Origin of the sequence: Uliginosibacterium sp. TH139 (assembly GCF_002855595.1) — a bacterium.
Taxonomy (GTDB): domain Bacteria; phylum Pseudomonadota; class Gammaproteobacteria; order Burkholderiales; family Rhodocyclaceae; genus Uliginosibacterium; species Uliginosibacterium aquaticum.
The window spans coordinates 17,861-39,916 of sequence record NZ_PKRR01000002.1; the positions used below are offsets into that span (position 1 = coordinate 17,861).

Annotated in this window: 21 protein-coding genes; 16 read left to right on the forward strand and 5 right to left on the reverse strand. The window is 63.4% G+C overall.

Annotation, left to right across the window (positions count from 1 at the left end; genetic code table 11):
• Window positions 1-31 precede the first annotated feature (31 nt).
• Both C0V76_RS03790 and C0V76_RS03795 read left to right on the forward strand, forming a co-directional pair.
• Complete coding sequence (locus tag C0V76_RS03790) at window positions 32-502, forward strand: GNAT family N-acetyltransferase (RefSeq protein WP_101941063.1); 471 nt, start codon at window positions 32-34, stop codon at window positions 500-502.
• Window positions 503-539: 37 nt separating this feature from the next.
• Window positions 540-1,145, forward strand: a complete 606-nt coding sequence (locus tag C0V76_RS03795) for a CDP-alcohol phosphatidyltransferase family protein (RefSeq protein WP_101941064.1) — start codon at window positions 540-542, stop codon at window positions 1,143-1,145.
• A 45-nt stretch (window positions 1,146-1,190) separates the two neighbouring features.
• Here the strand turns inward: C0V76_RS03795 and C0V76_RS03800 are convergent, their stop codons facing one another.
• The gene (locus tag C0V76_RS03800; RefSeq protein ID WP_143707346.1) at window positions 1,191-2,027 is read right to left on the reverse strand and encodes a hypothetical protein; all 837 of its coding nucleotides are present in this window, start codon (window positions 2,025-2,027) and stop codon (window positions 1,191-1,193) included.
• 234 nt (window positions 2,028-2,261) lie between these two features.
• Here C0V76_RS03800 and C0V76_RS03805 point away from each other — a divergent pair, with 234 nt between their 5' ends.
• From C0V76_RS03805 to C0V76_RS03830, 6 genes are all read left to right on the forward strand, one after another.
• Window positions 2,262-4,016, forward strand: coding sequence for a bifunctional alpha/beta hydrolase/class I SAM-dependent methyltransferase (locus tag C0V76_RS03805; RefSeq protein ID WP_101941066.1), 1,755 nt, complete (start codon window positions 2,262-2,264; stop codon window positions 4,014-4,016).
• Window positions 4,017-4,121: 105 nt separating this feature from the next.
• Entirely contained in the window at window positions 4,122-5,423 is a 1,302-nt protein-coding gene (locus tag C0V76_RS03810; RefSeq protein WP_101941650.1) for a phosphatase PAP2/dual specificity phosphatase family protein, read from the forward strand.
• Complete coding sequence (locus C0V76_RS03815) at window positions 5,420-5,881, forward strand: hypothetical protein (protein ID WP_143707347.1); 462 nt, start codon at window positions 5,420-5,422, stop codon at window positions 5,879-5,881. Before C0V76_RS03810 ends, C0V76_RS03815 begins: the two co-directional genes overlap by 4 nt.
• Window positions 5,871-6,488: a lysophospholipid acyltransferase family protein gene (locus tag C0V76_RS03820; RefSeq protein ID WP_101941068.1), complete on the forward strand. Its 618-nt coding sequence runs from the start codon at window positions 5,871-5,873 to the stop codon at window positions 6,486-6,488. The genes C0V76_RS03815 and C0V76_RS03820 overlap by 11 nt, the downstream gene beginning before the upstream one ends.
• A gap of 76 nt (window positions 6,489-6,564) precedes the next feature.
• Window positions 6,565-7,545 carry a phosphatidate cytidylyltransferase gene (locus tag C0V76_RS03825; protein WP_101941069.1) on the forward strand — a complete coding sequence of 327 codons (981 nt, stop codon included), beginning with the start codon at window positions 6,565-6,567 and terminating at the stop codon, window positions 7,543-7,545.
• A 42-nt stretch (window positions 7,546-7,587) separates the two neighbouring features.
• Complete coding sequence (locus C0V76_RS03830; RefSeq protein ID WP_101941070.1) at window positions 7,588-8,952, forward strand: HD-GYP domain-containing protein; 1,365 nt, start codon at window positions 7,588-7,590, stop codon at window positions 8,950-8,952.
• Between the two features lie 15 nt (window positions 8,953-8,967).
• Here the strand turns inward: C0V76_RS03830 and C0V76_RS03835 are convergent, their stop codons facing one another.
• Both C0V76_RS03835 and C0V76_RS03840 read right to left on the reverse strand, forming a co-directional pair.
• Entirely contained in the window at window positions 8,968-9,522 is a 555-nt protein-coding gene (locus tag C0V76_RS03835; protein ID WP_143707348.1) for a YqaA family protein, read from the reverse strand.
• Window positions 9,506-10,405 (reverse strand): DMT family transporter, encoded by a 900-nt coding sequence (locus tag C0V76_RS03840; protein WP_101941651.1) that lies wholly within the window; start codon window positions 10,403-10,405, stop codon window positions 9,506-9,508. The genes C0V76_RS03835 and C0V76_RS03840 overlap by 17 nt, the downstream gene beginning before the upstream one ends.
• Window positions 10,406-10,522: 117 nt before the next feature.
• Here C0V76_RS03840 and C0V76_RS03845 point away from each other — a divergent pair, with 117 nt between their 5' ends.
• The 5 genes from C0V76_RS03845 to C0V76_RS03865 all read left to right on the forward strand — a co-directional run bounded on the left by C0V76_RS03845 (window position 10,523) and on the right by C0V76_RS03865 (window position 14,876).
• Entirely contained in the window at window positions 10,523-12,097 is a 1,575-nt protein-coding gene (locus C0V76_RS03845) for a peptide chain release factor 3 (RefSeq protein WP_101941072.1), read from the forward strand.
• Between the two features lie 98 nt (window positions 12,098-12,195).
• Complete coding sequence (rpiB, locus tag C0V76_RS03850) at window positions 12,196-12,633, forward strand: ribose 5-phosphate isomerase B (RefSeq protein WP_101941073.1); 438 nt, start codon at window positions 12,196-12,198, stop codon at window positions 12,631-12,633.
• Window positions 12,634-12,642: 9 nt separating this feature from the next.
• The gene (locus C0V76_RS03855; RefSeq protein WP_216821650.1) at window positions 12,643-13,236 is read left to right on the forward strand and encodes a nucleotidyltransferase family protein; all 594 of its coding nucleotides are present in this window, start codon (window positions 12,643-12,645) and stop codon (window positions 13,234-13,236) included.
• 24 nt (window positions 13,237-13,260) lie between these two features.
• Window positions 13,261-13,575 carry a quaternary ammonium compound efflux SMR transporter SugE gene (sugE, locus tag C0V76_RS03860; protein ID WP_101941074.1) on the forward strand — a complete coding sequence of 105 codons (315 nt, stop codon included), beginning with the start codon at window positions 13,261-13,263 and terminating at the stop codon, window positions 13,573-13,575.
• Between the two features lie 86 nt (window positions 13,576-13,661).
• The gene (locus C0V76_RS03865; RefSeq protein WP_101941075.1) at window positions 13,662-14,876 is read left to right on the forward strand and encodes a DUF2252 domain-containing protein; all 1,215 of its coding nucleotides are present in this window, start codon (window positions 13,662-13,664) and stop codon (window positions 14,874-14,876) included.
• 10 nt (window positions 14,877-14,886) lie between these two features.
• Here C0V76_RS03865 and C0V76_RS03870 read toward each other — a convergent pair whose 3' ends face one another.
• The gene (locus tag C0V76_RS03870) at window positions 14,887-16,323 is read right to left on the reverse strand and encodes an MFS transporter (RefSeq protein WP_158239138.1); all 1,437 of its coding nucleotides are present in this window, start codon (window positions 16,321-16,323) and stop codon (window positions 14,887-14,889) included.
• Between the two features lie 82 nt (window positions 16,324-16,405).
• Here C0V76_RS03870 and C0V76_RS03875 point away from each other — a divergent pair, with 82 nt between their 5' ends.
• Together C0V76_RS03875 and C0V76_RS03880 are read left to right on the forward strand one after the other, a co-directional pair.
• Complete coding sequence (locus C0V76_RS03875) at window positions 16,406-17,344, forward strand: LysR family transcriptional regulator (RefSeq protein ID WP_173893970.1); 939 nt, start codon at window positions 16,406-16,408, stop codon at window positions 17,342-17,344.
• Window positions 17,345-17,435: 91 nt separating this feature from the next.
• Complete coding sequence (locus C0V76_RS03880; RefSeq protein WP_101941078.1) at window positions 17,436-18,287, forward strand: DNA ligase; 852 nt, start codon at window positions 17,436-17,438, stop codon at window positions 18,285-18,287.
• Here the strand turns inward: C0V76_RS03880 and C0V76_RS03885 are convergent.
• Complete coding sequence (locus C0V76_RS03885) at window positions 18,193-20,796, reverse strand: HAMP domain-containing sensor histidine kinase (protein ID WP_101941079.1); 2,604 nt, start codon at window positions 20,794-20,796, stop codon at window positions 18,193-18,195. The genes C0V76_RS03880 and C0V76_RS03885 overlap by 95 nt on opposite strands.
• A 124-nt stretch (window positions 20,797-20,920) precedes the next feature.
• Here C0V76_RS03885 and prfB point away from each other — a divergent pair.
• Window positions 20,921-22,025 (forward strand): peptide chain release factor 2 gene (gene prfB / locus C0V76_RS03895; protein ID WP_216821651.1). Its coding sequence is split into 2 segments (ribosomal slippage): window positions 20,921-21,001 and window positions 21,003-22,025, totalling 1,104 coding nucleotides; the frame shifts between segments, so codons are not numbered across the junction.
• Window positions 22,026-22,056 lie beyond the last annotated feature (31 nt).

A 22,056-nucleotide genomic window follows, 5' to 3' on the forward strand; every position in this document is an offset into this window, starting at 1 on the left:
CCATTCACTTAAGCAGTCTCTCCGAAGCGTGATGATCAGCTACCGCCAGGCATCCATTGCAGACATTCCTTCAATTTGCGCACTGGGCAACGAGGTCAACGAGATCCACCACCGCGTCTGGCCACAGATCTTTGCCCCCGCAGGCGAAGCGGCGCGCGACCAGGCCTTCTGGGCAAAGGGGATCGGCGCGCCGGAGGCCGAGACATTCGTCGCAGAGCGCGATGACCAGGTCATCGGCTTTGTCTCTGTCAGCATGTTCCAGGAGTCCGGCTCACTCATGCAGCCCATGCGCTACGGACGCATCGGCTCGGTCAGCGTAGCCAGTGAACATCGTGGTAAGGGAGTTGGCCGCGCACTGATGGCACGAGCGGAAGAATGGGCAGCAAAGCATGGCGCCATCGATATGCGCCTGCACGCATGGGCCTTCAATGAGCGGGCGATCGCGCTGTACGAAGAACAGGGTTATGCAATACGCTCGCATTTCCTCGGAAAGCCGTTGTGATCCAGACTTTCATCCTCACCCTGAAACCTAACTCCCAATGAGCATCTACGCCCTCAAGCCTAAGTTCCAGAACCTGCTCCGCCCGCTGACCCGCGCGCTTTTCAATGCCGGCGTCACGGCCAATCAGGTCACGCTTGCCGCCTGCGTGATTTCGGTGGCTCTGGGCCTGTGGCTCTTCATCGACCCGCGCCCGGCGCTGTTCGGCCTGATCCCGCTGTGGATGTTCCTGCGCATGGCCTTCAATGCCATCGACGGCATGCTGGCGCGCGAGTTCGGGCAAAAGTCGAAACTCGGCGCCTACCTCAACGAGCTCACCGACGTGATCTCGGACGCCTGCCTCTACCTGCCCTTCGCCGCCCTGCTGCACTTCCCGGCGCTGTGGGTCGGGGTGTTCATTGCGCTGTCGATCGTGGTCGAGATGAGCGGCGTGATCGGCCTCATGGTGGACGCCTCACGCCGTTATGACGGCCCCTTCGGCAAGAGCGACCGCGCCTTCGTGATCGGGGCGCTGGCGCTGGCCATCTGGCTGGGGTTGCCGGTGCAGGGCTGGCAGGCGCTGGTCTTTCCGCTCATGAGCCTGCTCTGCGCACTGACCATCGTGCAGCGCGTACGCAAGGGGCTGGCTGAAGCTGCTGCAGAGTGAAAAACGGCCCGACAGTGTCGGGCCGTTCGCTTGCAGCCTGCTCCCTCAGAACTTGAAGCTCGCGCCGAAGGCCGGCCCGCTGAAGCTCAGGTTCTGCACCAGCTTGTCGGAAGGCTGGTCGTAAGCGATGTGACGATAGGCGAAGTTGGCGCTCCCCCACTTGAAGCGGTAACCCAGCCCCAGCATGGCCTGCCAGGATTGCGCATCCGGCCCCACGCCGAAATCCAGGTAATACGGCACATGCCAGTTGCCGGCACCAAGCTGGATATCACCGCGCACGCCAGCAATGGCGTTCCACAGATCGACGCGCTCGGAAATGCTGCCATTGGCCGGGAAGCTGCTCGTGCCTGCCGGGCCGCTGACCGAAGCATTCAGCGCCCAATCTGCCGTTGCCTTGAGGCCAAAGTAGCGCACACCCCCTAGCACTTCGAAAGTATCGGCCCTGTTACGCGCCACCACCTTGCTACCGGCCAGTGTCCATTCGAGCCCCTTGAATGTCGTATTGCTGCCGGCATCCAGGCTGCTGGAATAGCGGTTGTGGGCACCATCGGCATTGAAATCGATACTCTTCACATGGCTCTTTTCGCCGGCAAAGCTCAGATAGACCACGTCTGAAATGATGGACCAATCACCCTTGCGAGCTTCGCCATTGAGCATCACGAGCATCTGCAGATTGCTGAGCCAGTCGTTCGGGCCGACCTCGCTCTCCGGCGCACTGCCGCCGGCAGGCGCCGAAAAACGGAAGGTGGTATTGATGGTTGGCAGCCACAGGTAAGGCTGCACGGAATACTGCCAATCCTCTGCCTGGGCTGCACCACACATGCCGCCGGCAAGACAAAGAACTGAAACAGCGGTCAGACGCTGCAAGACCGATGTACACATGTCGTCATCCTTTTAACGAAAAAACCAGCTCGATCATCGGGCGAGCTCCGGCGCTGCGCAAGCCGGCATTGCGGGCACACAAGCCCCTGGATTACGCCCCCTGCACCGACGAGAAAATGGTGAGACAGAAAATCCACTCAAGACGAGTGGGTATTGCGGAAAACCACTAGAAATTTATTCCGCATAGAATGACTCTCAGCCCTATCAGGTTTTCTCACTCCCTACGGAGCACACATGAGTCGTCAGGTCATTGAAAGCAGCTTCACCACCAGCGACGGATCCTCGCTCTTTTATCGTCACTGGCCCGCACAAAGCGCCACGCCACGCGGCGTGATCGTGCTGTTCCACCGCGGGCATGAGCATTCGGGCCGCATGGCCCATGTCGTGGATGAACTGCAGCTGCCGGACTTTGCCTTCTATGCCTGGGATGCCCGCGGCCATGGCCGCAACGCAGGCCCGCGCGGCTTTTCGCCGAGTTTCGGCCGTTCGGTTCGTGATGTGGATGAGTTCGTGCGCTTTGCCGCGGCACAGCACGGCCTGCCGCTTTCGGATGTCGGCGTCATTGCGCAGAGTGTGGGCGCCGTCACGGTCAGCGCCTGGGTGCATGATCACGCGCCGCAGATCCGCTGCATGTCGCTCGCCTCACCGGCATTCAAGGTCAAGCTTTACGTCCCCTTCGCGCGTGCTGGCCTCACGCTGATGCACAAGCTGTTCGGCAACTTCTACGTCAATTCCTACGTCAAGGCGCATTACCTGACGCACGATCCGGCGCGCATCAGCTCCTTCAACGCGGACCCGCTGATCACCCGGCCGATCTCGGTCAACATCCTGCTCGCGCTCTACGAAGCGGCCGAGCGCGTGGTACAGGATGCCGGCGCGATTCAGGTGCCGACCCAGCTGCTGATCTCCGGCGCAGACTGGGTGGTGCATCACGCCCCCCAGCACGAATTCTTCGAGCGTCTGGGCAGCGCTGTGAAAGAAAAACACGTCCTTGAGGGCTTCTATCACGACACGCTCGGCGAAGTGGATCGCCACCTTGCCATTGCCAAGCTACGCAGCTTCCTGCTTGAGCGCTTCGAGGCCGAAGCACTCAAGCCGCAACTGCTCGACGCCCACCAGCGCGGCTACAGCTTTGACGAATACACCCAACTCGCGCGGCCACTGCCCCTGCTGAGTCCGAAGCGCTGGGCCTTTGCGCTCTCTCGCCTGTCCATGAGCAGCATCGGCCGACTCTCCTCGGGCGTGCGCCTGGGTTTTGCCACCGGCTTCGATTCGGGCAGCACGCTGGACTACGTTTATCGCAATGAAGCACGCGGCCAGGGCCTGGTTGGGCGCCTGATCGACCGCAACTATCTGGACGCAATCGGCTGGCGCGGCATCCGCCAGCGCAAACTGCACGTCGAGCAACTGCTGCAGCTAGCCATCTCGAAGCTGCGCGCGGAAGGCCGCCCGGTACAGGTGCTGGACATCGCTGCCGGCCACGGGCGCTACATCCTCGAAGGCATCGAAAAGCTGGACCAGAAGCCGGATGGCATTCTGCTGCGCGACTTTTCCGAGTTGAACGTCGAGAAGGGCAACAAGCTCATCGTCGAGAAGGGCTTGCAGGGCATTGCACGCTTCGTGCAGGGCGATGCCTTCAACCGCGCTTCGCTCACCACCGTATCGCCCCGCCCCACGATCGGCGTGGTCTCGGGCCTCTACGAACTCTTTCCGGACAACGCACTGCTGCGCGAATCACTCGCCGGTATGGCGGATGCCGTAGAGCCCGGCGGCTACCTGATCTACACCGGTCAGCCCTGGCACCCGCAGCTGGAGTTCATTGCACGCGTGCTGTCCAGCCATCGCGATGGCAAGCCCTGGGTGATGCGCCGCCGCGTGCAGGCCGAAATGGACCAGCTCGTCGAAGCCGCCGGCTTCACCAAGCTGCACACGCTGGCCGATGAGTGGGGCATCTTCACGGTGTCGATTGCGCGGCGCAATCTGGCCTAGGTTAGGCTTCAGCCGCACACCCAACCCGCAGGGCCGGCAGAAGTCGGCCCTGCGGTTCATCCTGACGCCCCCTGCGCAAAACCCAAAATGTCTGAAAACCTCGTCATGAAACCCAGACGCCCCTGGACTCAGGCCCTTGCCTGGGGCGCCTTTCTCGGCGTGCTGTTCTTTGGCAGCTACAGCGCAGCCAATCACTTCACCGCCCAGCGCAGCGACGTAGGCGTCTACGTATTCGGCTGGGAGCAACACATCCCCTTTGTTGCCTGGACCATCCTGCCCTACTGGAGCATCGATTTTCTGTACGGCATTGCGTTGTTTGCCGCACGCAGCCGCGACGAACTTTTCCGTCTGGCCAAACGCCTGCTGGCTGCGCAAGTCCTCTGCATTACCGGCTTCCTGATATGGCCGCTGCATTTCTCGTTCAGCCGCCCCGAAACTCATGGTTGGGCCGGCGCAATGTTCGATGCACTCACAGGCTTCGACCTGCCCTACAACCAGGCGCCTTCACTGCATATCTGCCTGCTCGTCGTGCTGTGGCGCTTCTATGCCGACCTCGCAGGACATCGCTCGATCCGCTGGCTGCTCCACGTCTGGTTCGCGCTGATTGGCGTGTCGGTTCTTACCACCTGGCAGCACCATTTCATCGATGTATTGACCGGCTTCTGGGCCGGTGCGCTGTGCCTGCTGCTGGTGCCGGATGGCGACACACCATGGCGTTGGCGCGGGCTGGAAGCACAACGCTCACGCCTTGCGCTGTACTACGGGGCCGGTGCGCTGACAGCCGCCGGCCTGGGCGCCCTGCTCTTCCCCGCCGCCCTCGCCTGGCTGCTGTACTGGACGGCTGCGGCCCTTGCCGGTGTCGCCGCGCTTTATCTGTTTGGCGAAGGCGCCCACTTCGGCAAGCAGGGCACGCGCATGCCCTGGCGCAGCTGGATGTTCTTCACCCCTTACTTGCTGGGTGCGCGGCTCAACGTATGGCTATGGACACGCAAACTTCCAGCCGGCGCTGAAGTCATCGATGGCGTTTTCCTCGGCCGTCAGCCGGACGCCGCCACACTCATCCACTACAACATCGATCAGGTCATCGACCTCGCCGCCGAACTGCCACTGCCCGTGCCGGGATCGGCTGCATACAGCCTCCCGCTGCTCGACCTCCTGCCCCCCAACGGCAAGCAGCTGGCCTCGGCAGCGGACGCCATAGAACATGCTCGCCATCAAGGGCAGCGCGTGTGGGTCTGCTGTGCGCTGGGTTTCTCGCGCAGTGCCGCCAGCGTGGCCGCCTGGCTGGTGCGCCATCGCGCGCACACGCCGGAAGAGGCTGTGATGGCAATCCGGCGCGCACGACCCCATGTGCGCCTGCAGGCGCAGAGCATTGCGGCAGGCCTCTCGTCTGCAAAACATCCTTGATTACAAAACAGGGCCCGACACGCATGACCCCGGACCGCACACTCGCCACCCTCAGCGCCGCCTTTCTGCGCAGTACCCAGCCGCTGCAAGTCTTCGGCGGCATCCTGTGTGCAGTCGCGGCTGGCGGCCTGCTGCTCGCAACGCGGCAGGCGGCAGCACCTGCACTGTGGCTGTTCGGCACGGCCCTGTTGCTGGGTCTGGCACTGGCCTGGTACGCCTTGCGCATCCGTTTCGACGTAGCCGCCTTCGAGCTGATCGCCGCACATGAGCAGGAGGCCAGGGCCCTGCCGGATTTCGACGCCGCGCTGAGCCAGCTGGGCTTACGCCAGGGCACGGATGTACGCGATCTGGCCCAGCGCGCAGCAGCCACGCGGAAGCTGGTCGTACGACTGGCTGCGGTAGTATGCGCACAACTATTTCTCGTGCTGGCCGCCAGCGGCTTCCTGTATGTGGCTTGATCGTTTCGCCGGACTTTTCCTGATTGCGCTGGCCCGCCTGCTCACCGGTGCCTATGCCAACTGGCTGGGCTGTAAACCCGAAGCGCAGCAGCGTCTGTACTTCGCCAACCACTCCAGCCATCTCGATTTCCTGCTGCTGTGGGCCATGCTGCCACCCTCGATCCGTTACCGCACCCGGCCGGTAGCGGGTGCGGACTACTGGGACGCCTCGCCGCTGCGGCGATACCTGATCCATCGCGTGTTCCGCGGCGTGCTGGTCGAACGCAAACCGAAGCCCGGCATCAGTCCGCTCGCGCCGCTGCAAGCCGCACTCGACGCCGGCGACTCGCTGATTTTCTTCCCCGAAGGCACGCGCTCACTCGATGGTGAGATGCAGGCCTTCAAGGGTGGCCTCTACCATCTGGCACGGGACAACCCCCACGTGGAGCTGGTGCCGGTGCGCATGGAAAACCTCAATCGCGTGATGCCCAAGGGCAATCTGCTGCCGGTGCCACTGGTCTGCGTGCTGAGTTTCGGTACGCCGCTGGCACTGGGTGCGGAAGAGGCCAAGGCGGATTTTCTCGTGCGAGCGCGCGAAGCCGTGCTGGCGATGATGCCGAAACATTGATCCGGGGGCAGGAGTGGCCGGAGGCCGCTCCTGCATGAACCTTCACGGCCGATGGCCGCTCTCACCGAAAACAACCATGAGCCTGACCACTTCCCTGCAAAGCATTCCTAACCAGGTCCCCGAAGCCGCACGCGAAGCCACTTTTCATCTCTTCCTCGGCATCGGCGCGGTGCTGCTCATTGCCAGCCTCATTGGCTGGCTGCTGCGCTGGAAGCTGGGACGCGACAACGGCGTGGTTGCCAATCTGGTGGCGCGCACCAATGCCTGGTGGGTGATGGTGGCCGTGATCGGCATCGCGCTGCTCGGCGGGCATACCGGTGTGGTCCTACTCTTCGGGCTGATTTCCTTCTTCGCCCTGCGCGAATTCATCACCCTCACGAATACCCGGCGCGGTGACCACTACGCCCTGCTGGCCTGCTTCTTCGTGTTCCTGCCGCTCCAATATGTGTTCGTATGGCAGAACTGGTACGGCATGTTCTCGATCCTGATTCCGGTTTATGCCTTCCTGCTGATGCCTTGCCTGGCCTGCCTCGGGCAGGACACCACGAACTTCCTCGCACGCGCCACCCAGACGCAATGGGGCCTGATGATCTGCGTGTATGCCATCTCGCATGTGCCGGCCCTGCTGGCGCTGAACATCGCCGGTTACGAGGAACGCAACCTGTTGCTGGTGGTGTTCCTGATCATCGTCGTGCAGTCCTCCGACGTGCTGCAGTACGTGTGGGGCAAGCTCTTCGGCCGGCGCAAGATCGCCCCGAACCTCTCACCGTCCAAGACCGTCGCCGGCTTCCTCGGCGGGCTGGGTAGCGCTACCGCGCTGGGCGCTGCGCTGTTCTGGATCACGCCCTTCACGCCCTGGCAGGCGGCCGGCATGGCGCTAGCCATCACCCTGATGGGCTTCTTCGGCGGGCTGGTGATGAGCGCCATCAAGCGCGATCGCGGCGTGAAAGACTGGGGCCACATGATCGAAGGCCACGGCGGCATGCTAGATCGGCTGGACTCGGTGTGCTTCTCTGCGCCGGTCTTCTTCCACCTCGTGCGCTACTTTTTCACATAGTCACTCCTCAGGCCTGAAGACATTCCTGCCGTAAAGGCGGGAATGGAGCGCTTCGCAAGATTTTCCGCCGACACCCTGACCCTGGCCGAGCTGATGGCCGCGCTGAGCCATGCGCTGGACATCACCGAAGGTCAGCCACGCGGCCATTGCGTGCGCGTGTGCTGGATCGGCATGCACATCGGCCACGCCTTGGGGCTGGACAATGCCCAGCTGCGCTCGCTCTACTACACCCTGCTGCTCAAGGATCTGGGCTGTAGCAGCAACGCGGCACGGATCTGCGCCCTCTATCTCACCGACGATCTGGCCTTCAAACGCGACTTCAAGTTGGCGGGCACCCGCAGCGCCCAGATCATCGGCTTCGTGCTACGCCACACCGGCCTCCACGCCTCCCTCAGCGAGCGCTTCCGCTCCCTCTTTCATCTGTTTCAGAACGGCGAGGAAATCGGCCGCGAGCTGTTCGAAACCCGCTGTCAGCGTGGCGCCGAAATCGCCCGCAAGCTGCGCTTCGATGAAACCGTGGCCGACGGCATCCTGCACCTCGATGAGCACTGGAACGGCGGCGGCAAGCCGCTAGGCATCGCCGGTCCTGCGATCTCGCTGCTGGCTCGCATCGCCTTGCTGGCCCAGGTGGCTGACGTGTTCTTCACGGCCAACGGACCCGCGGCCGCGCAGCAGGAGGTGCGAACGCGCAGCGGTAGCTGGTTTGATCCGCAACTTGTGCGAGCTTTCGAGTCCGTCACCCAGTCAGTGGAGTTCTGGCAGACCCTCGCCTCGGACAACATCGACCGGGCCGTGTTCGCGCTGGAGCCGGCAAGGGATTCGGTCGTGCTGGATGACGACTATCTCGACGACATCGCCGCCGGCTTCGGTCAGGTGGTCGACTCGAAAAGCCCCTACACCGCCGGCCACAGCGAGCGTGTGGCGCTCTACACCGACATGCTCGCCGAAGAGCTGGGCCTCACGGCGGAGCGCCGCCGCTGGCTCAAACGCGCCGCCCTGCTGCACGATCTGGGCAAGCTGGGCGTTTCCAACAGCGTGCTCGATAAGCCCGGCAAGCTGGATGAGGCCGAATGGCGCGCAGTGCAGATGCATGCCGCCTACACCGAGCAGATCCTCAGCCGCATCGGTGCCTTCCGCGAGCTGGCCAGCGTGGCCGGCGCCCACCATGAGCGGCTCGATGGCAAGGGCTACCCGCAGGGCCTCACGGCAGAAAAGATTTCGCTGGAGACCCGCATCATCACCACGGCCGACATCTTCGATGCGATCACCGCCGAGCGACCCTATCGCGGCGCCATTCCGATCGACAAGGCACTCGACATGATGGCCGAAAGCGTCGGCAGCGCAATCGACGCAGACTGCTTCGCGGCGCTGCGCAAGGTGACCGCCCAATTCGCTCCAAGGGTTTAGTAGGAGTGGCCGCAATCAGCCCGCAAAGTGGCTGAAATACCAGCCATAGAAGCCCAGCCAGCCCGCCGCCCACAGCCCCATCCGCCCGCCTAGCGACAGGCCCGGCAAAGCCCGGCAGATCAGCCGCACCAATCCGGCGACGGCCAGAAAGCGCAACAGACGGGCCGGAATGCTGATCGCGAAGAAAAGCAGTGGATTGAGCGCCAGTGCGCCAGCCATCGCTGCATAGATTTTGTAAGGCGTGCCGGTGAGCGGGCCGATGCAAAGCGCGAGGAGCCCATCCTCGCGCAACTGCCGCGTCACAGCTTCGCACATCGCCAGATCAATCGCCGGAATCTCGCGCAGCACGCCCAGCACCGTGATCGGTGAAAACCGGCCCCAAAAATACATCAACACCCCACCGAGCAAGGCGCCAGCCAACGCCCACAGGCACGCATGCACCACCCGACGCATCGACTGCTTGAGGGCCAGGCCGGAGAGCAACACATCCGGCACAATGAAAAACAGCGTGGCCTCCGCCAATCCCCAGGCAAAGGCCTCCAAGCCGACCCGCTCAGGCAACAAGCGCACGCCGGCCTCCCAGATTGATCACCGCGACCGCACCCAGAATCAGCAATACGGCCAACGCTTCAGCCCAGCCGGGTTGCTCACCGAGAAACAGCGCGCCGGAAGTCACACCCACCAGCGGCGTCAGCAACGAGGAAAGCGAGGACACCGCCACTGGCACCATCAACACCAATCGATTCCAGGCCCAGTAACACAGCATGAAAGTCACCAGCGCGCTGAAAGCCAGCGCAGCCAGTGCCCCCGCACCGGGTAGCTGTGGCGGAATGCCATCCACCCAGACCGCTGCCGGCAGCATCGGCAGGCTGCCCAGCAGCAGTTGCCAGCCGGTCAGCGACATGGTTTCGAGCGGCAAGGCCCAACGCTTCATCAGCACCATGCCGCACGCCCAGCACAGCGCTGCACTCACCATCAGGATCGCCCCCAGCGGCGCCCGCATCAGCTCCAGCACATCCTGCCCCATCAACACCGCCACGCCGGCCCCGCCCAGCAGCAAGGCCACGCAGCGCCGAGGATCGAGGCGATCGTTCAGCAGCCAGACAGAGAGCGGTACGCACCACAGCGGCATAGTGTAGGCCAGCAGCGCCGCCCGGCCCGAGGGCAGGTAGAGCACGCCATAGGTAGACAACACGTTCCAGCTCAGCACGTTGAAAAAGGCCAGCATGCCCAGCTTGGGCCAATGCGCACGCGCCACCGCCACCGAAGCACCACTGGCGCGGACCAGCAGCAAGGTCAGCATGCCGGCCGCGAAAGCTGATACGCCACGAAAAGACAAGGGCGGGATTTCGGCCAGGGCGTACTTGATCACGGTCCAGGAAAAACCCCAGCCGAAGATGCAAATCAGCAGCATCAGCCAGGCGTTGCGGGAAAGCCGGACAGGCGAAGACATGCGGGAGCGGGAAGCGGAAAGCAGCACCAGGCGGCGGGAAGCCGACCATACCGGAATTCCGGCATGCCGGGCAGGCGGCCTCTGTATAATCCGCGCCTTGTCTGAAAGCCGCATGCCATGACCGAACTCAAGCAAGAACTCGCCCGCCGCCGCACTTTTGCGATCATTTCCCACCCTGACGCGGGTAAAACCACGCTGACCGAAAAACTCCTGTGGTTCGGCGGCGCCATTCAGGTGGCCGGTGAAGTGCGCGCCCGCAAGGCCGCCCGCCATGCCACCTCCGACTGGATGGAGCTCGAAAAGCAGCGCGGCATCTCGGTCACCTCCTCGGTGATGCAGTTCCCCTACCGCGACGCGATCATCAACCTGCTCGACACCCCGGGCCACGAAGACTTCTCGGAAGACACCTACCGCACGCTCACCGCCGTGGACTCGGCCGTGATGGTGATCGACTCGGTGAACGGCGTGGAATCGCAGACCATCAAGCTGCTCAACGTGTGCCGCCTGCGCGACACCCCGATCCTCACCTTCATCAACAAGCTCGACCGCGAAGGCCGCGAGCCGATCGAGCTGCTCGACGAAATCGAATCCGTGCTGGGCATGCAGTGCGCGCCGATGACCTGGCCGATCGGCATGGGCAAGCGCTTCCGCGGCGTGTATCACCTCTATAACGACAGCATCGCCTTCTTCGACCCGCATGCCGAAAAAGGCACTTCCGAAATCATCCAGGGCCTGGACAACCCGCGTCTGGACGAAGTGATTGGCGATCAGGCCGACGAGTTGCGAATTGAAGTGGAACTGGTGCGTGGCGCCTCCCACACTTTCGATCGCGAAGCCTACCTGGCCGGCAAACAGACGCCGGTCTTCTTCGGCTCCGGCGTCAACAACTTCGGCGTTCAATCGGTGCTGGACGCCATTGTCGATCTTTCGCCGCGCCCGCTCGCCCGTGCCACCGAACACCGCGTCGTGGCACCGGACGAAGCCAAGTTCTCGGGCTTCGTGTTCAAGATCCAGGCCAACATGGATCCCAAGCACCGCGACCGCATCGCCTTCCTGCGCGTGTGCTCGGGCAAGTTCGAGCGCGGCATGAAGATCAAGCAGGTCTCGCAAGGCAAGAGCATGGCGATCAACAACGCCATCACCTTCATGGCGCAGGATCGCAACACCACCGACGTGGCCTATTCGGGTGACATCATCGGCATCCCCAACCACGGCACGATCCGCCTCGGCGACACCTTCACCGAGGGGGAAGACCTCAAATTCACCGGCATTCCCTCCTTCGCGCCGGATCTCTTCCGCCGCGCCCAGATCAAGAACCCGCTCAAGATGAAGCAGTTGCAGAAAGGCCTGCAGCAACTCGCAGAAGAAGGCCAGACCCAGCTCTTCAAGCCGCTCGCTTCCAACGACCTGATCCTCGGCGCGGTCGGCATGCTGCAGTTCGAGGTCGTGGCGCACCGTCTGGAACACGAATACGGCGTGGAGTGCGTGTTCGAAGGCTGTAACTGGGCCACCGCCCGCTGGCTGCGTGGCAAGGACGACGACATCAAGGCCCTGCTCGACAAGGCGCCGGCCAACATGGCCCTCGATGGAGCGGGCGACTATGTGTATCTGGCGCCGAACCGCGTCAACCTGCAGATGGCACAGGAACGGCACCCGAATGTGAAGTTCCTGGAAACCCGCGAAATCTACTGACCTCTGCAGGAGCGATCGCTGGCCGCTCCTGCAAAACACGGCATTGGCGCAGCCCCCTGAGTCCGGCTGCGTCCGTCAAATACTTCAAGGAAGCGCTCATGACAAACCGACTGGGAATCGCCTCCGATCACGCAGGTCTGGAGTTGAAAAAAGTCCTCGTGGCAGAGCTCGAGAAACGCAGCCTGTCCGTCCGCGAGTTTGGCACCACCACAAACGATTCCTGTGACTATCCCGACTTCGCCCACGCGGTAGGGAGAGCCATTGAAAACGACGAGATCGACCAGGCCATCCTGATCTGCGGTACGGGCGTCGGGATGTCTATCGCGGCCAACCGCCACCCGGCCGTCCGCGCGGTGGTGTGCAGTGAGCCCCTGAGTGCGCGCATGTCACGCCAGCACAACGACGCCAACACCCTGTGTCTCGGCGCACGAGTCATCGGTGCAGGCACAGCGATTGATATCCTTGAAGCATTTCTCGAAGCCGACTTCGAAGGCGGGCGGCACGCAAGCCGTGTTGCAAAAATCAACCTTGCCTGACCGTGCAACGTGGAAGCGGCCGAGCCGATCCATCCGGGCGATCTGAACGCCCGTTTTCTGCGCGATGTGCTGAGCAATCGCCACAACCGCGCAATTCTCGACCGATGGAATGCGCTGGCCCTGCCCGATGCCTGGCTCGTAGCCGGCTGTCTTTTCCAGACAGTGTGGAATCTGCAGGCCGGACACGTGCCGGAGTCCAACATCAAGGACTACGACCTTTTCTACTTCGACCCATCAGATCTCAGCGAAACAGGCGAACTTAGGGTTCAGGCCCATGCGGACGAAGTGCTGGGCGTGCTGGGTATCACGATCGAAGTTGCCAACCAGGCACGCGTCCACCTCTGGTACGAATCCCACTTCGGCCAGCCCTATGCCCCGTTGCGGAGCTCGCGCGAAGGCATCGATCGCTTTCTGATGCCCTCCACCTGCGTCGGCATCCGGCCCGGGGAAGTCTACGCGCCCAACGGCCTGCAACGCCTCTACGATGGCATTCTCAGTCCCAACCCGCTAACCCCCTACCCGGAGCTCTTCGAGCGTAAAGCAGCCTCCTATCGCTCACGCTGGCCAGGGCTTCGCATCCGCCCTCATCCAGCGCCCTGCTAAACAAACCTTGGATCTCAAATCATCATGCCCTGGTTCATCCTGATCATTGCCGGCCTCATGGAAGTGGGTTGGGCTGTCGGCCTCAAGTACACTGAGGGCTTCAGCCGCCTGTGGCCTTCGGTCGGCACTGTCGCCGCCATGATCGGCAGCGTGGTGCTGCTGGGCGTGGCCATGCGCTCGCTTCCACTGGGCACGGCCTACGCGGTATGGACCGGCATCGGCGCCATCGGCACTGCGCTCTTCGGCATCTTCGTGCTCGGAGAGTCGGCGGCCACGCTGCGTCTGGTGAGCCTTGCGCTGATCTTTGCCGGCATCGTCGGGCTCAAGCTCGCCCACTGATTCTCGCCCTGAAGTCTGCCCGTCATCTTCGCCTCACACGGGCTGACTACCCTTGGCCAACCCACAGTCAGGCAGGAACATGAGAGATGAGCCACACCACAGACGACGCCGTTGAGTTGCTGAAGCACAGCCATGCCGGTCGCGATCCCGAGCGGCTGGCACTCAAGTACGCGCTGCTGCGCCGCGACCCGTTTGCCTTCCTGCGCGGCACAAGCGCCCTCTTCCATGCCCGCATGCCCAACGACAAGCTGCTCTACAAGGCTCCACTGGCCTGGACTTGCGGCGATCTGCATCTGGAGAACTTCGGCAGTTACAAGGGCGACAACCGGCTGGTGTATTTCGACCTCAACGATTTCGACGAGGCCACCCTCGCGCCTGCCAGCTGGGCACTGACGCGCTTCGTGAGCAGCGTGCTGGTGGCAGCGCCGGCACTGGATTTCGACCGCGACGAAGCCCTGGCCCACGCCGGCGCCTTTATCGAAGCGTACGCCAGCGCCCTCAGCGCTGGCCGTGCACGCTGGCTGGAACGCGATACTGCCGATGGCCTGATCCGCGATCATCTGGAAGCGCTGCGCTGCCGCAGCCGCAAGGATCTGCTCGATCGCCGCTGCAGCCGCCGTGGCAAGCGCCGCAGCCTGAAGATCGATGGCAAGAAAGCCCTCCCTGCGAGCGACAAACAACAGCACAAAGTGCGCGAACTGATGACCCACTTTGCCAGCGAACAAGCCGAGCCGGAATTCTTCGAGGTGCTGGATGTGGCCCGCCGGGTGAGCGGCAACGCCAGTCTCGGGCTGGAGCGCTACGTGATCCTGGTCCGCGGCGAGGGCGGGCCAGACAATCACGCTCTGCTGGACCTGAAAGAAGCCCCCATCTCCACGCTCACGCCCCATTTACGCACGCCCGAACCGCGCTGGGCCTCGGAAGCGCACCGGGTGATCGGTGTGCAGCAGATGATGCAGGCCATCCCGGTGGCTTTCCTGCATCCGCTGGAGTTGGGTCGGCGCAGCGCGGTGCTGCGCGAACTGCAGCCCGCCGAGGATCGCATCGATCTGCGCGAAGCGGCCGGCAAGAACCGCAGCTTCCGCGAGATGCTGGGGCAGATGGGCGAGCTTGTGGCCTGGGCGCAGCTACGCAGCAGCGGCCGCAAAGGCTCGGCAATAGCCGACGAGCTGATCGAGTTCGGCAGCAAGCACAAATGGCGCAGCCGCCTGCTGGCACTGGCCGAACACTGCGCCGAGCAGGTCGAAGCGGATTGGCAGCGTTACTGCGTGGCGTATGACGACGACGCTTTCAAGCCCTGATCTAGACGGATCAACGAAAAACCCGCTGCAACATCACCACCAGCCCGACCGGCAGGATGGCCAGTAAGGTCAAACCAAACACCTGCTGGCTCGCCTGCAACATGGGCGTGCCTGCGGCCTGATCGACGAACACGCCAGCCAGCATTTCCAACAAACCGGAAGGCTCTGGTGAATGCTCCAGCCGGTGCAGCAGCAGAGTGGTGAGCGCGATGCTCGATGACAGGCCCAGCTGGCGCACGATGTTTTTTACCTGATAGCCATGCGAGAACACCTTCGCCTCCAGCCCGGAGAAGGTGCCGAAAGCCACTGGCCCGAGGAACCAGGGAATAGCCAGATAAATGGCCAGGGTGGCCGGCAATAGCTCGACCCAGCCTCGCGGCAGCTCCATCATCGCCAGCAGCAGGCAACCCGTGGCATACAACGCAAGGCCGCCGAGCATGTAGCAACGATGCCAGGGCCAGCGCCGCGCCAGGGCAACATGGGTCAGCGCCATGGCAACCGTGCCGGCCAGCCCGCAGCTGGAGATCAGCGCCGTGGCCAACAACGAGAGCCCCAGCACGCCGTGCAGCAGGATCGGCAGCATCAGCCCGGCCACTCCGATCAGGAAGTAACCGAAAAAATACATCGCCAGCCCGAACAGATAGCGCAGTTGAAAGAGCCCACGGTAGTTGATCAGCGGCCGATCCTTGCGCCACTGGCGCCAGGCAAACACGCTCAGCATCGCGATCGATACCAGCGCCGTCACCAGCACGCGGGTCAGCGGGCTGCCTGCGAGGCTCAGCGACTGGATCGCATATTGCAGGCAGAACACGCCCAGGCACAGCCACAACAACCAGCCCCAGTGCTCCTCCGAACGCAGCTCGGGCGGCGTCACCGTGCGCGCCAACTGCCCCCGTGCCAGCCAGGCCACGATAAGCACCTGCGGCAGTCCGAAGGCAAAGATCGCGCGCCAGCCGCCCAGCGCCATCAGGCTGGCCGAGAGCAAGGGGGCCAGCGCCGAGCCGCCGAGCAGGCTGGCGATGAAGACCAGCAAGCCGGCAAAGCGCGATTCGGCGGGCATCTCATTGATAGCCAGGCGCCCGGCAGTGAAGAAAGTCGCCCCACCGAGGCCTTGCAACAGTCGCCCGGCGGCAAACAGACTCAGGCCGGAGGCGCTGGCGCACAGCAGTGAGCCAGCGCCGAAGACGGCCAGTGACAACATCACGAAACGCGCATAGCCCAGCCGCTCGACCATCCACTGATGTTTGTAGAGCATGAAGATCGCCGCCATGCCATAGAGCGTGTAGGCGAAGGCAAAATCAGCCGCCGAAAGCTGCAGGCCGGCCATGATCTGGCTAGCCGAAAACATCACCATGCCGTTTTCGATAAATTCGACGCTGGTGACCGCCGCCAGTGCCAGAAGGCGTGGGCGCAGAGACGACGGACCGAATGCGGCAGGAGCTGGCATGAAGTGAAAATCCAGGTAAAAAACCAGTTTAAACATCACCACACAATCGTAGAAATCGATTGGTCTGATCTACAGTATCGACATGAACGATATTGACCACAGCCTCTTCAGGCGACTGGACCTCAACCTGCTCGTCGCTTTCGATGCATTGGTGAGCGAAGCCAGCGTCACGCGCGCCGCCGCCCGGCTGTGTATCGGCCAGCCCGCCATGAGTCATGCCCTGGCCCGTCTGCGTGAGCTTTTCAACGATGACATCCTCTACCGCGAAGGCAGCGCCATGCTGCCAACCAGCCGTGCCCGCAGCCTGGCGCCGGCGGTGCGCGAACTCCTGCTTTCGGCCCGCAGCCTGGCGCTGGGAGAGGCCAGCTTCGATCCAGCCCAGATCAACGAGCAGTTCCAGATCGCCCTCAACGATCCCCTCGAAGCCCTGTTGCTACCGGCGCTGATGGCACGGCTGCGCGCCCGAGCCCCTGGCCTGCAGCTCTCGGTGCGGCCGATTCCCGCCTCACATCAGCTCGAAGAACTCGATGCCGGCACCATCCGCCTGGCGGTCGGCCACTTTCCCCGCGTGCGCACCGTGCATGAGCAGACGGCGCTGTATGAAACCGGTTTCTGCTGCGTCTTCAACCCGGCCCTGATCACGCTGAAGGATCAGCCCAGCCTCGCCGATCTCACCGGCCTGCCCCACATCCACACCAGCTATACCGGCGACGGCCCCGGCATGATCGACCGTGCCCTGCACCGGCGCGGCCTGCGCCGCCAGGTCGTGGCGCATGCCGCCACCCCGCTTTCGATCCCGTTCGTGGTCAAGCAGAGCCCGCTGGTGGCGGTGCTTCCCGAGCTGGTCACACGCCTTCTCACGACCCATCGCGATCTGACTATCCTGCCACTGCATGAGGAAGACCTGCGCCTGCCGATCTCGGTGGTGATTCACCGCCGTGACACCTCTGACCCGCTGACCGGCTTCATGCGCGAGACCCTGCTGAAAATCGCTCACAGCGTCCTCACGCCAGCCAGCTGAGCGGCGCGCTCAACCGGCTCCAGCCCTTCCGGACAGAATGGAGCAACCAGCCCTGGCGGCTAAGCTCGCGGCATCGCCCGGGAGCCTTTCAATGCGCTATCTGCCCTGCCTGATGCTCAGTCTGCTACTGAGCCTTTTCTCGCTCCACACGCTTGCTGCGCCGGAAATTCTGCTGGCCGAGCTCTATCGGGACGGGATCGACCCTGGCGCTTATCTGGTCAGCGAAAAGCTCGATGGCGTTCGCGCCATCTGGGATGGCCAGCGCCTGAGCTTTCGCAGCGGCCATCCGGTGAATGCGCCGGACTGGTTCATCCAGGCGCTTCCCGCCACCCCGCTCGATGGCGAACTGTGGGCCGGCCGCGGCACATTCGAGCGCCTCTCGGGCATCGTGCGCAAGATGCAGCCGGTAGATGCCGAATGGCGCGAGCTGCGCTACATGATTTTTGAACTACCGGACGCACCGGGCGATTTCAGCGCCCGCGCCGACGCCATCCGGCGCCTGACTGCTGCGGCAGGCATCCCCTGGCTGCAAGCAGTCGAGCAATTCCGCGTGGCGGATGCCGCCGCACTCCGGCAACGCATGGCAGCCGTTCTCAAGGCGGGTGGCGAGGGCCTGATGCTGCACCGGGCCGACGCGCCCTATGTCACCGGGCGCAGTGATGTGCTACTGAAGCTCAAGCCCTGGCAAGACGCCGAAGCCAGAGTCGTCGGATATGTACCGGGCCGGGGCAAGCACCGCGGGCGTCTCGGCGCCCTGCTGGTGGAAGCGCCGGATGGCCGACGTTTCAGCCTCGGCAGCGGCTTCAGTGATGCCCAACGGGAGGCGCCCCCCGCGCCGGGCGCCCTGGTTACTTATCGCTATCAGAGCCTGACGGCTCAGGGCCAGCCCCGTCACCCAGTGTTCCTTCGTCAGCGCGCGGCTGCAGGGGAATCCGCAGAGTAAATAGCGAGCCTCGCCCTGGCTCGGACACCAGACTCACCCGGCCGCCCAACAGGCCGGCCAATTTGCGCACCAGCGACAGGCCCAGGCCGCTGCCTCCCTTGTCGCGCTGAACCTTGCTGCCTACCCCACCAAAACGATCAAAGATCGCCTCCTGATCCTCGGCCGCGATGCCGCAGCCGGTGTCCCGCACCTGAAAGACCAGGTCTGTACCTTCCGCCTCCAGTTGCACGCTGACCTGACCATGGTCGGTGTACTTGATGGCGTTGTTGATCAGGTTGTTGAGAATCTGGCGCAGGCGCAGCGCATCCGATTCGAGTACCGGCAGCGGCCCCTGGCGCGCCATATCAAGCAGGAGTTCGAGGCCCTTGCCTGCGGCATGGGCCCGATGGCCGCGCACCACGTCGGCCACGAAGGCCGGCAGATCGATCGGCTCGGCATGTACCGTCATCTTGCCCGATTCGATCTTGGCCAGATCAAGCAGATCATTCACTACGCCCAGCAGATGCTTGCCGGAGTTGCGGATGGTGAGCGCCTGGTCGCGCTGCTCCACATCTTTCAGATCCATCGCCAGCAAATCAGCAAAGCCAAGGATGCCATTGAGCGGAGTGCGCAACTCGTGCGACACGCTGGCGAGAAAATCACTCTTCATCCGGCTGGCGTCTTCCGCACGCTGGCGCGCCTCCTCCGAGCGCAGGAAGGAATCATCCACCGTCTCGGCCATGCTGTTGAGGGCACGGGCCAGATCCCCCATCTCATCTCGCGAGCGCACATCGAAGCGCTGCTTGCGATCACCCGAAGCAAAGCGGCGGATGCCTTCCACCAACGCACCGATGTGGCCGGCCAGAAAACTCGCCATCCAGAAGGCGATCCCGATCACCAACAGCACCATCACGAAGGTGGAGCTGGCCAGCTCCACCGTCATGCGCTGCATGCTGTTTTCCACCATCTGCAGCATGTCTTGCCGCTCCTTGCGGAAGGCCTCGTTCTTCTGCTCGATGGTGAGGCCGATCTGGCGCGCCGAATCGGTCGCGGCGCGGTGGAAGTCGTCCACATTGGCGCCGATGGTGATGAAGCCGAAACCGCGCGGCGAATCGGCGTACTGACCGGTGTAATAGGGAATCGCCGCCGCCGTGGTGAGCTTCTGCAAGCCGGTGAAGAAGATCTCAAAGGAGCCCGAGCCGCCCTGCTCGGTAAGCTGGTTCCAGCCCGCACATTGCGGCGAGAAGTTCAGATAGCGACAGTCCAGGCCCAGCATTCCCGCAGTGAGCATGGCCGCTGCCGGCCTGCGCTTGAGGCTCTGATCACGGAAGGGTTTGATGCCGGCCGAAAACTCCGCCCAAGGCTGGCCCGAGGCCTTCCACTCCCCGTACAGCTCTTCGTCCAGCCAGGGTGGCACCTGCTCACCGCTGGCCGGATCGTAGCCAACGATCATGTAGTCGCGCGGGTGAGCAATGGCGCGGCTCTTGTGATCCCACATGAAGGCGTAGTTGCCACCGATGGCATCGATGATCGGGGTATAGCGCGCCTCGGTCGGCAGGATGCGTTCGGTGAACTGGCGCAGGTGATCGTGATCGAGCGCCAGGCTCACATAGCCCGTGATGCGGCCACTGCGCACGACCGGCATGGCCCAGCGCACGATGCCGCGAAAACGCTGGCCAAGCGGGTTCTCGGTTCCGGCATAGGCCGATTTCTGCGGCTCGAAGGCGATCCCGGCCTTCTCTGCGGCCTGCGGCGTGTAGGGCCCGATCACATGGCTGCCCACATAGGCGCCGATCACTTCGGAAACATAGATCTCGCCCGGACGCAGGCGGCGCAGCTCGGGCCAGAAAGTTTCGGCACGCACGAAGGTGTTTTCACGCCGGCTCACATTGCGCAAGCCCGGCCGCATCACCTCACCATCCACGATGCGCAGCTTCTCCTGCCCGTCCAGGCCAATGAAGCTCATCTCCAGGTAGAGCGGCCGTTCACTGCGCTCGCCGCGGTATTCCGGCGGACGCGCGTGGAAGGACTTGGCATTGTCCGGCAGGGCCTCGCCGGCACGGGCGATGCTGGCCGGATCCGGCGAATGCGGCACAGCCGGCTCCCAGCCACTGCCATCGGCTTTCAGCTTCCACTCGCCATGGCGGTAATAGTCGCGCGTGCGATGCCTGAGGAAATTCCGGTAGCCGGCCTCATTCGGCTCCAGCAGGGCAGCAGCCTGCAGATCCCGATCGCGCTCGTGCAGGAAGGCGGCCACGGCCAGGGCCGTGTCAGTGGTGAGGCGCTCGATTGCCTCACGTGAGCGGTCGTCCAGCGCCACGATGGCGTCCTGGGTAGCTTTATCGCCCACTTCGCGGATCGAGCCGGCCATGTTGTCGGCCATCACGGCGGCGCGCTGCCCCAGCGCGTGCCCCAGGCGATGCGCCGCCGACCAGGCCAGTGCAGCCAGCAGTACCAGCGGCAACACCTTGATCGCCACAAAGATCAGCACCAGCTTGGCGCGCAGGCGCAGGGCAGGAATCTTGATCATTTCCAGAGGCCTCCGGCCGCCCATACGGACGTGGGGCCCAGCATAGCGCGAGCGGCCGGGCAAACGCAGGCAAAGGGGTATAATCCGCGCCCTTAACGAATGCAATTGTCACGGAAAGCCAACAATGGAAGCAGAACGCCTCAACGCCGTCGCCAACAAGATGTCCGAGCTCAAGAGCCGGGCAGATGAGCTGCGGAGGTATCTTTGACTACGACAACAAGTCGGAAAAACTGATCGAAGTCAGCAAGCAGCTCGAAGATCCGGCGATCTGGAATGATCCCAAGCGCGCCCAGGACCTTGGCCGCGAGAAAAAAGAACTCGAAGGCGTGGTGATGGTGCTCGACGGCGTGGCCGCGAGCCTCGTCGACTGTGCCGATCTGTATGAACTAGCCGTGGGCGAGGACGACGAAGACACCTTCGTGGCCGTTGAAGCTGACGTGGCCGACGTGGAAAAACGCGTCTCTGGCCTCGAATTCCGCCGCATGTTCAACAACCCGATGGACCCGAACCCGGCCTTCATCGAAATACAGTCTGGCGCCGGTGGTACCGAGTCGCAGGACTGGGCCCAGATGCTCGAGCGCATGTACCTGCGCTATTGCGAGCGCAAGGGTTTCAATGTCGAGCTGATGGAAGAATCCGAAGGCGAAGTGGCCGGCATCAAGAGCGCGACGATCAAGATCACCGGCGAATACGCCTACGGCCTGCTGCGCACCGAAACCGGCGTGCATCGCCTGGTGCGCAAGAGCCCGTTTGACTCGAACGCGCGCCGCCATACGAGCTTCGTGTCGGTCTTCGTGTACCCGGAAGTGGATGATTCGATCGAGATCGAGATCAACCCTGCCGACGTGCGTACCGACACCTACCGCGCCTCGGGCGCCGGTGGTCAGCACATCAACAAGACCGACTCCGCCGTGCGTCTGACCCACGTGCCGACCAACACCGTGGTGCAGTGCCAGAACGACCGTTCGCAGCACAAGAACAAGGACGAAGCCTGGAAGATGCTGCGCGCCCGCCTGTATGAGCTGGAGCTGCGCAAGCGTCAGGCTGAGCAGCAGAAACTGGAAGACACCAAGAGCGACATCGGCTGGGGCCACCAGATCCGCTCCTATGTGCTGGACCAGAGCCGTATCAAGGATCTGCGCACCAACTACGAAGTTGGCAACACCCAGGGCGTGCTCGATGGCGACCTGGATGGCTTCATCGAGGCCAGCCTCAAGCAGGGCGTGTAAGACCTGCTGCGCTCAACCCCGGAAGCCGGCC

Excerpts from the sequence above, each read along its gene's own strand:
- C0V76_RS03790 (WP_101941063.1), top strand. The coding sequence starts at position 32 with ATGATCAGCTACCGCCAGGCATCCATTGCAGACATTCCTTCAATTTGC.
- C0V76_RS03795 (WP_101941064.1), top strand. The coding sequence starts at position 540 with ATGAGCATCTACGCCCTCAAGCCTAAGTTCCAGAACCTGCTCCGCCCG.
- C0V76_RS03800 (WP_143707346.1), bottom strand. The coding sequence starts at position 2,027 with ATGTGTACATCGGTCTTGCAGCGTCTGACCGCTGTTTCAGTTCTTTGT.
- C0V76_RS03805 (WP_101941066.1), top strand. The coding sequence starts at position 2,262 with ATGAGTCGTCAGGTCATTGAAAGCAGCTTCACCACCAGCGACGGATCC.
- C0V76_RS03810 (WP_101941650.1), top strand. The coding sequence starts at position 4,122 with ATGAAACCCAGACGCCCCTGGACTCAGGCCCTTGCCTGGGGCGCCTTT.
- C0V76_RS03820 (WP_101941068.1), top strand. The coding sequence starts at position 5,871 with ATGTGGCTTGATCGTTTCGCCGGACTTTTCCTGATTGCGCTGGCCCGC.
- C0V76_RS03825 (WP_101941069.1), top strand. The coding sequence starts at position 6,565 with ATGAGCCTGACCACTTCCCTGCAAAGCATTCCTAACCAGGTCCCCGAA.
- C0V76_RS03830 (WP_101941070.1), top strand. The coding sequence starts at position 7,588 with ATGGAGCGCTTCGCAAGATTTTCCGCCGACACCCTGACCCTGGCCGAG.
- C0V76_RS03840 (WP_101941651.1), bottom strand. The coding sequence starts at position 10,405 with ATGTCTTCGCCTGTCCGGCTTTCCCGCAACGCCTGGCTGATGCTGCTG.
- C0V76_RS03845 (WP_101941072.1), top strand. The coding sequence starts at position 10,523 with ATGACCGAACTCAAGCAAGAACTCGCCCGCCGCCGCACTTTTGCGATC.
- rpiB (WP_101941073.1), top strand. The coding sequence starts at position 12,196 with ATGACAAACCGACTGGGAATCGCCTCCGATCACGCAGGTCTGGAGTTG.
- sugE (WP_101941074.1), top strand. The coding sequence starts at position 13,261 with ATGCCCTGGTTCATCCTGATCATTGCCGGCCTCATGGAAGTGGGTTGG.
- C0V76_RS03865 (WP_101941075.1), top strand. The coding sequence starts at position 13,662 with ATGAGCCACACCACAGACGACGCCGTTGAGTTGCTGAAGCACAGCCAT.
- C0V76_RS03870 (WP_158239138.1), bottom strand. The coding sequence starts at position 16,323 with ATGCCAGCTCCTGCCGCATTCGGTCCGTCGTCTCTGCGCCCACGCCTT.
- C0V76_RS03875 (WP_173893970.1), top strand. The coding sequence starts at position 16,406 with ATGAACGATATTGACCACAGCCTCTTCAGGCGACTGGACCTCAACCTG.
- C0V76_RS03880 (WP_101941078.1), top strand. The coding sequence starts at position 17,436 with ATGCGCTATCTGCCCTGCCTGATGCTCAGTCTGCTACTGAGCCTTTTC.
- C0V76_RS03885 (WP_101941079.1), bottom strand. The coding sequence starts at position 20,796 with ATGATCAAGATTCCTGCCCTGCGCCTGCGCGCCAAGCTGGTGCTGATC.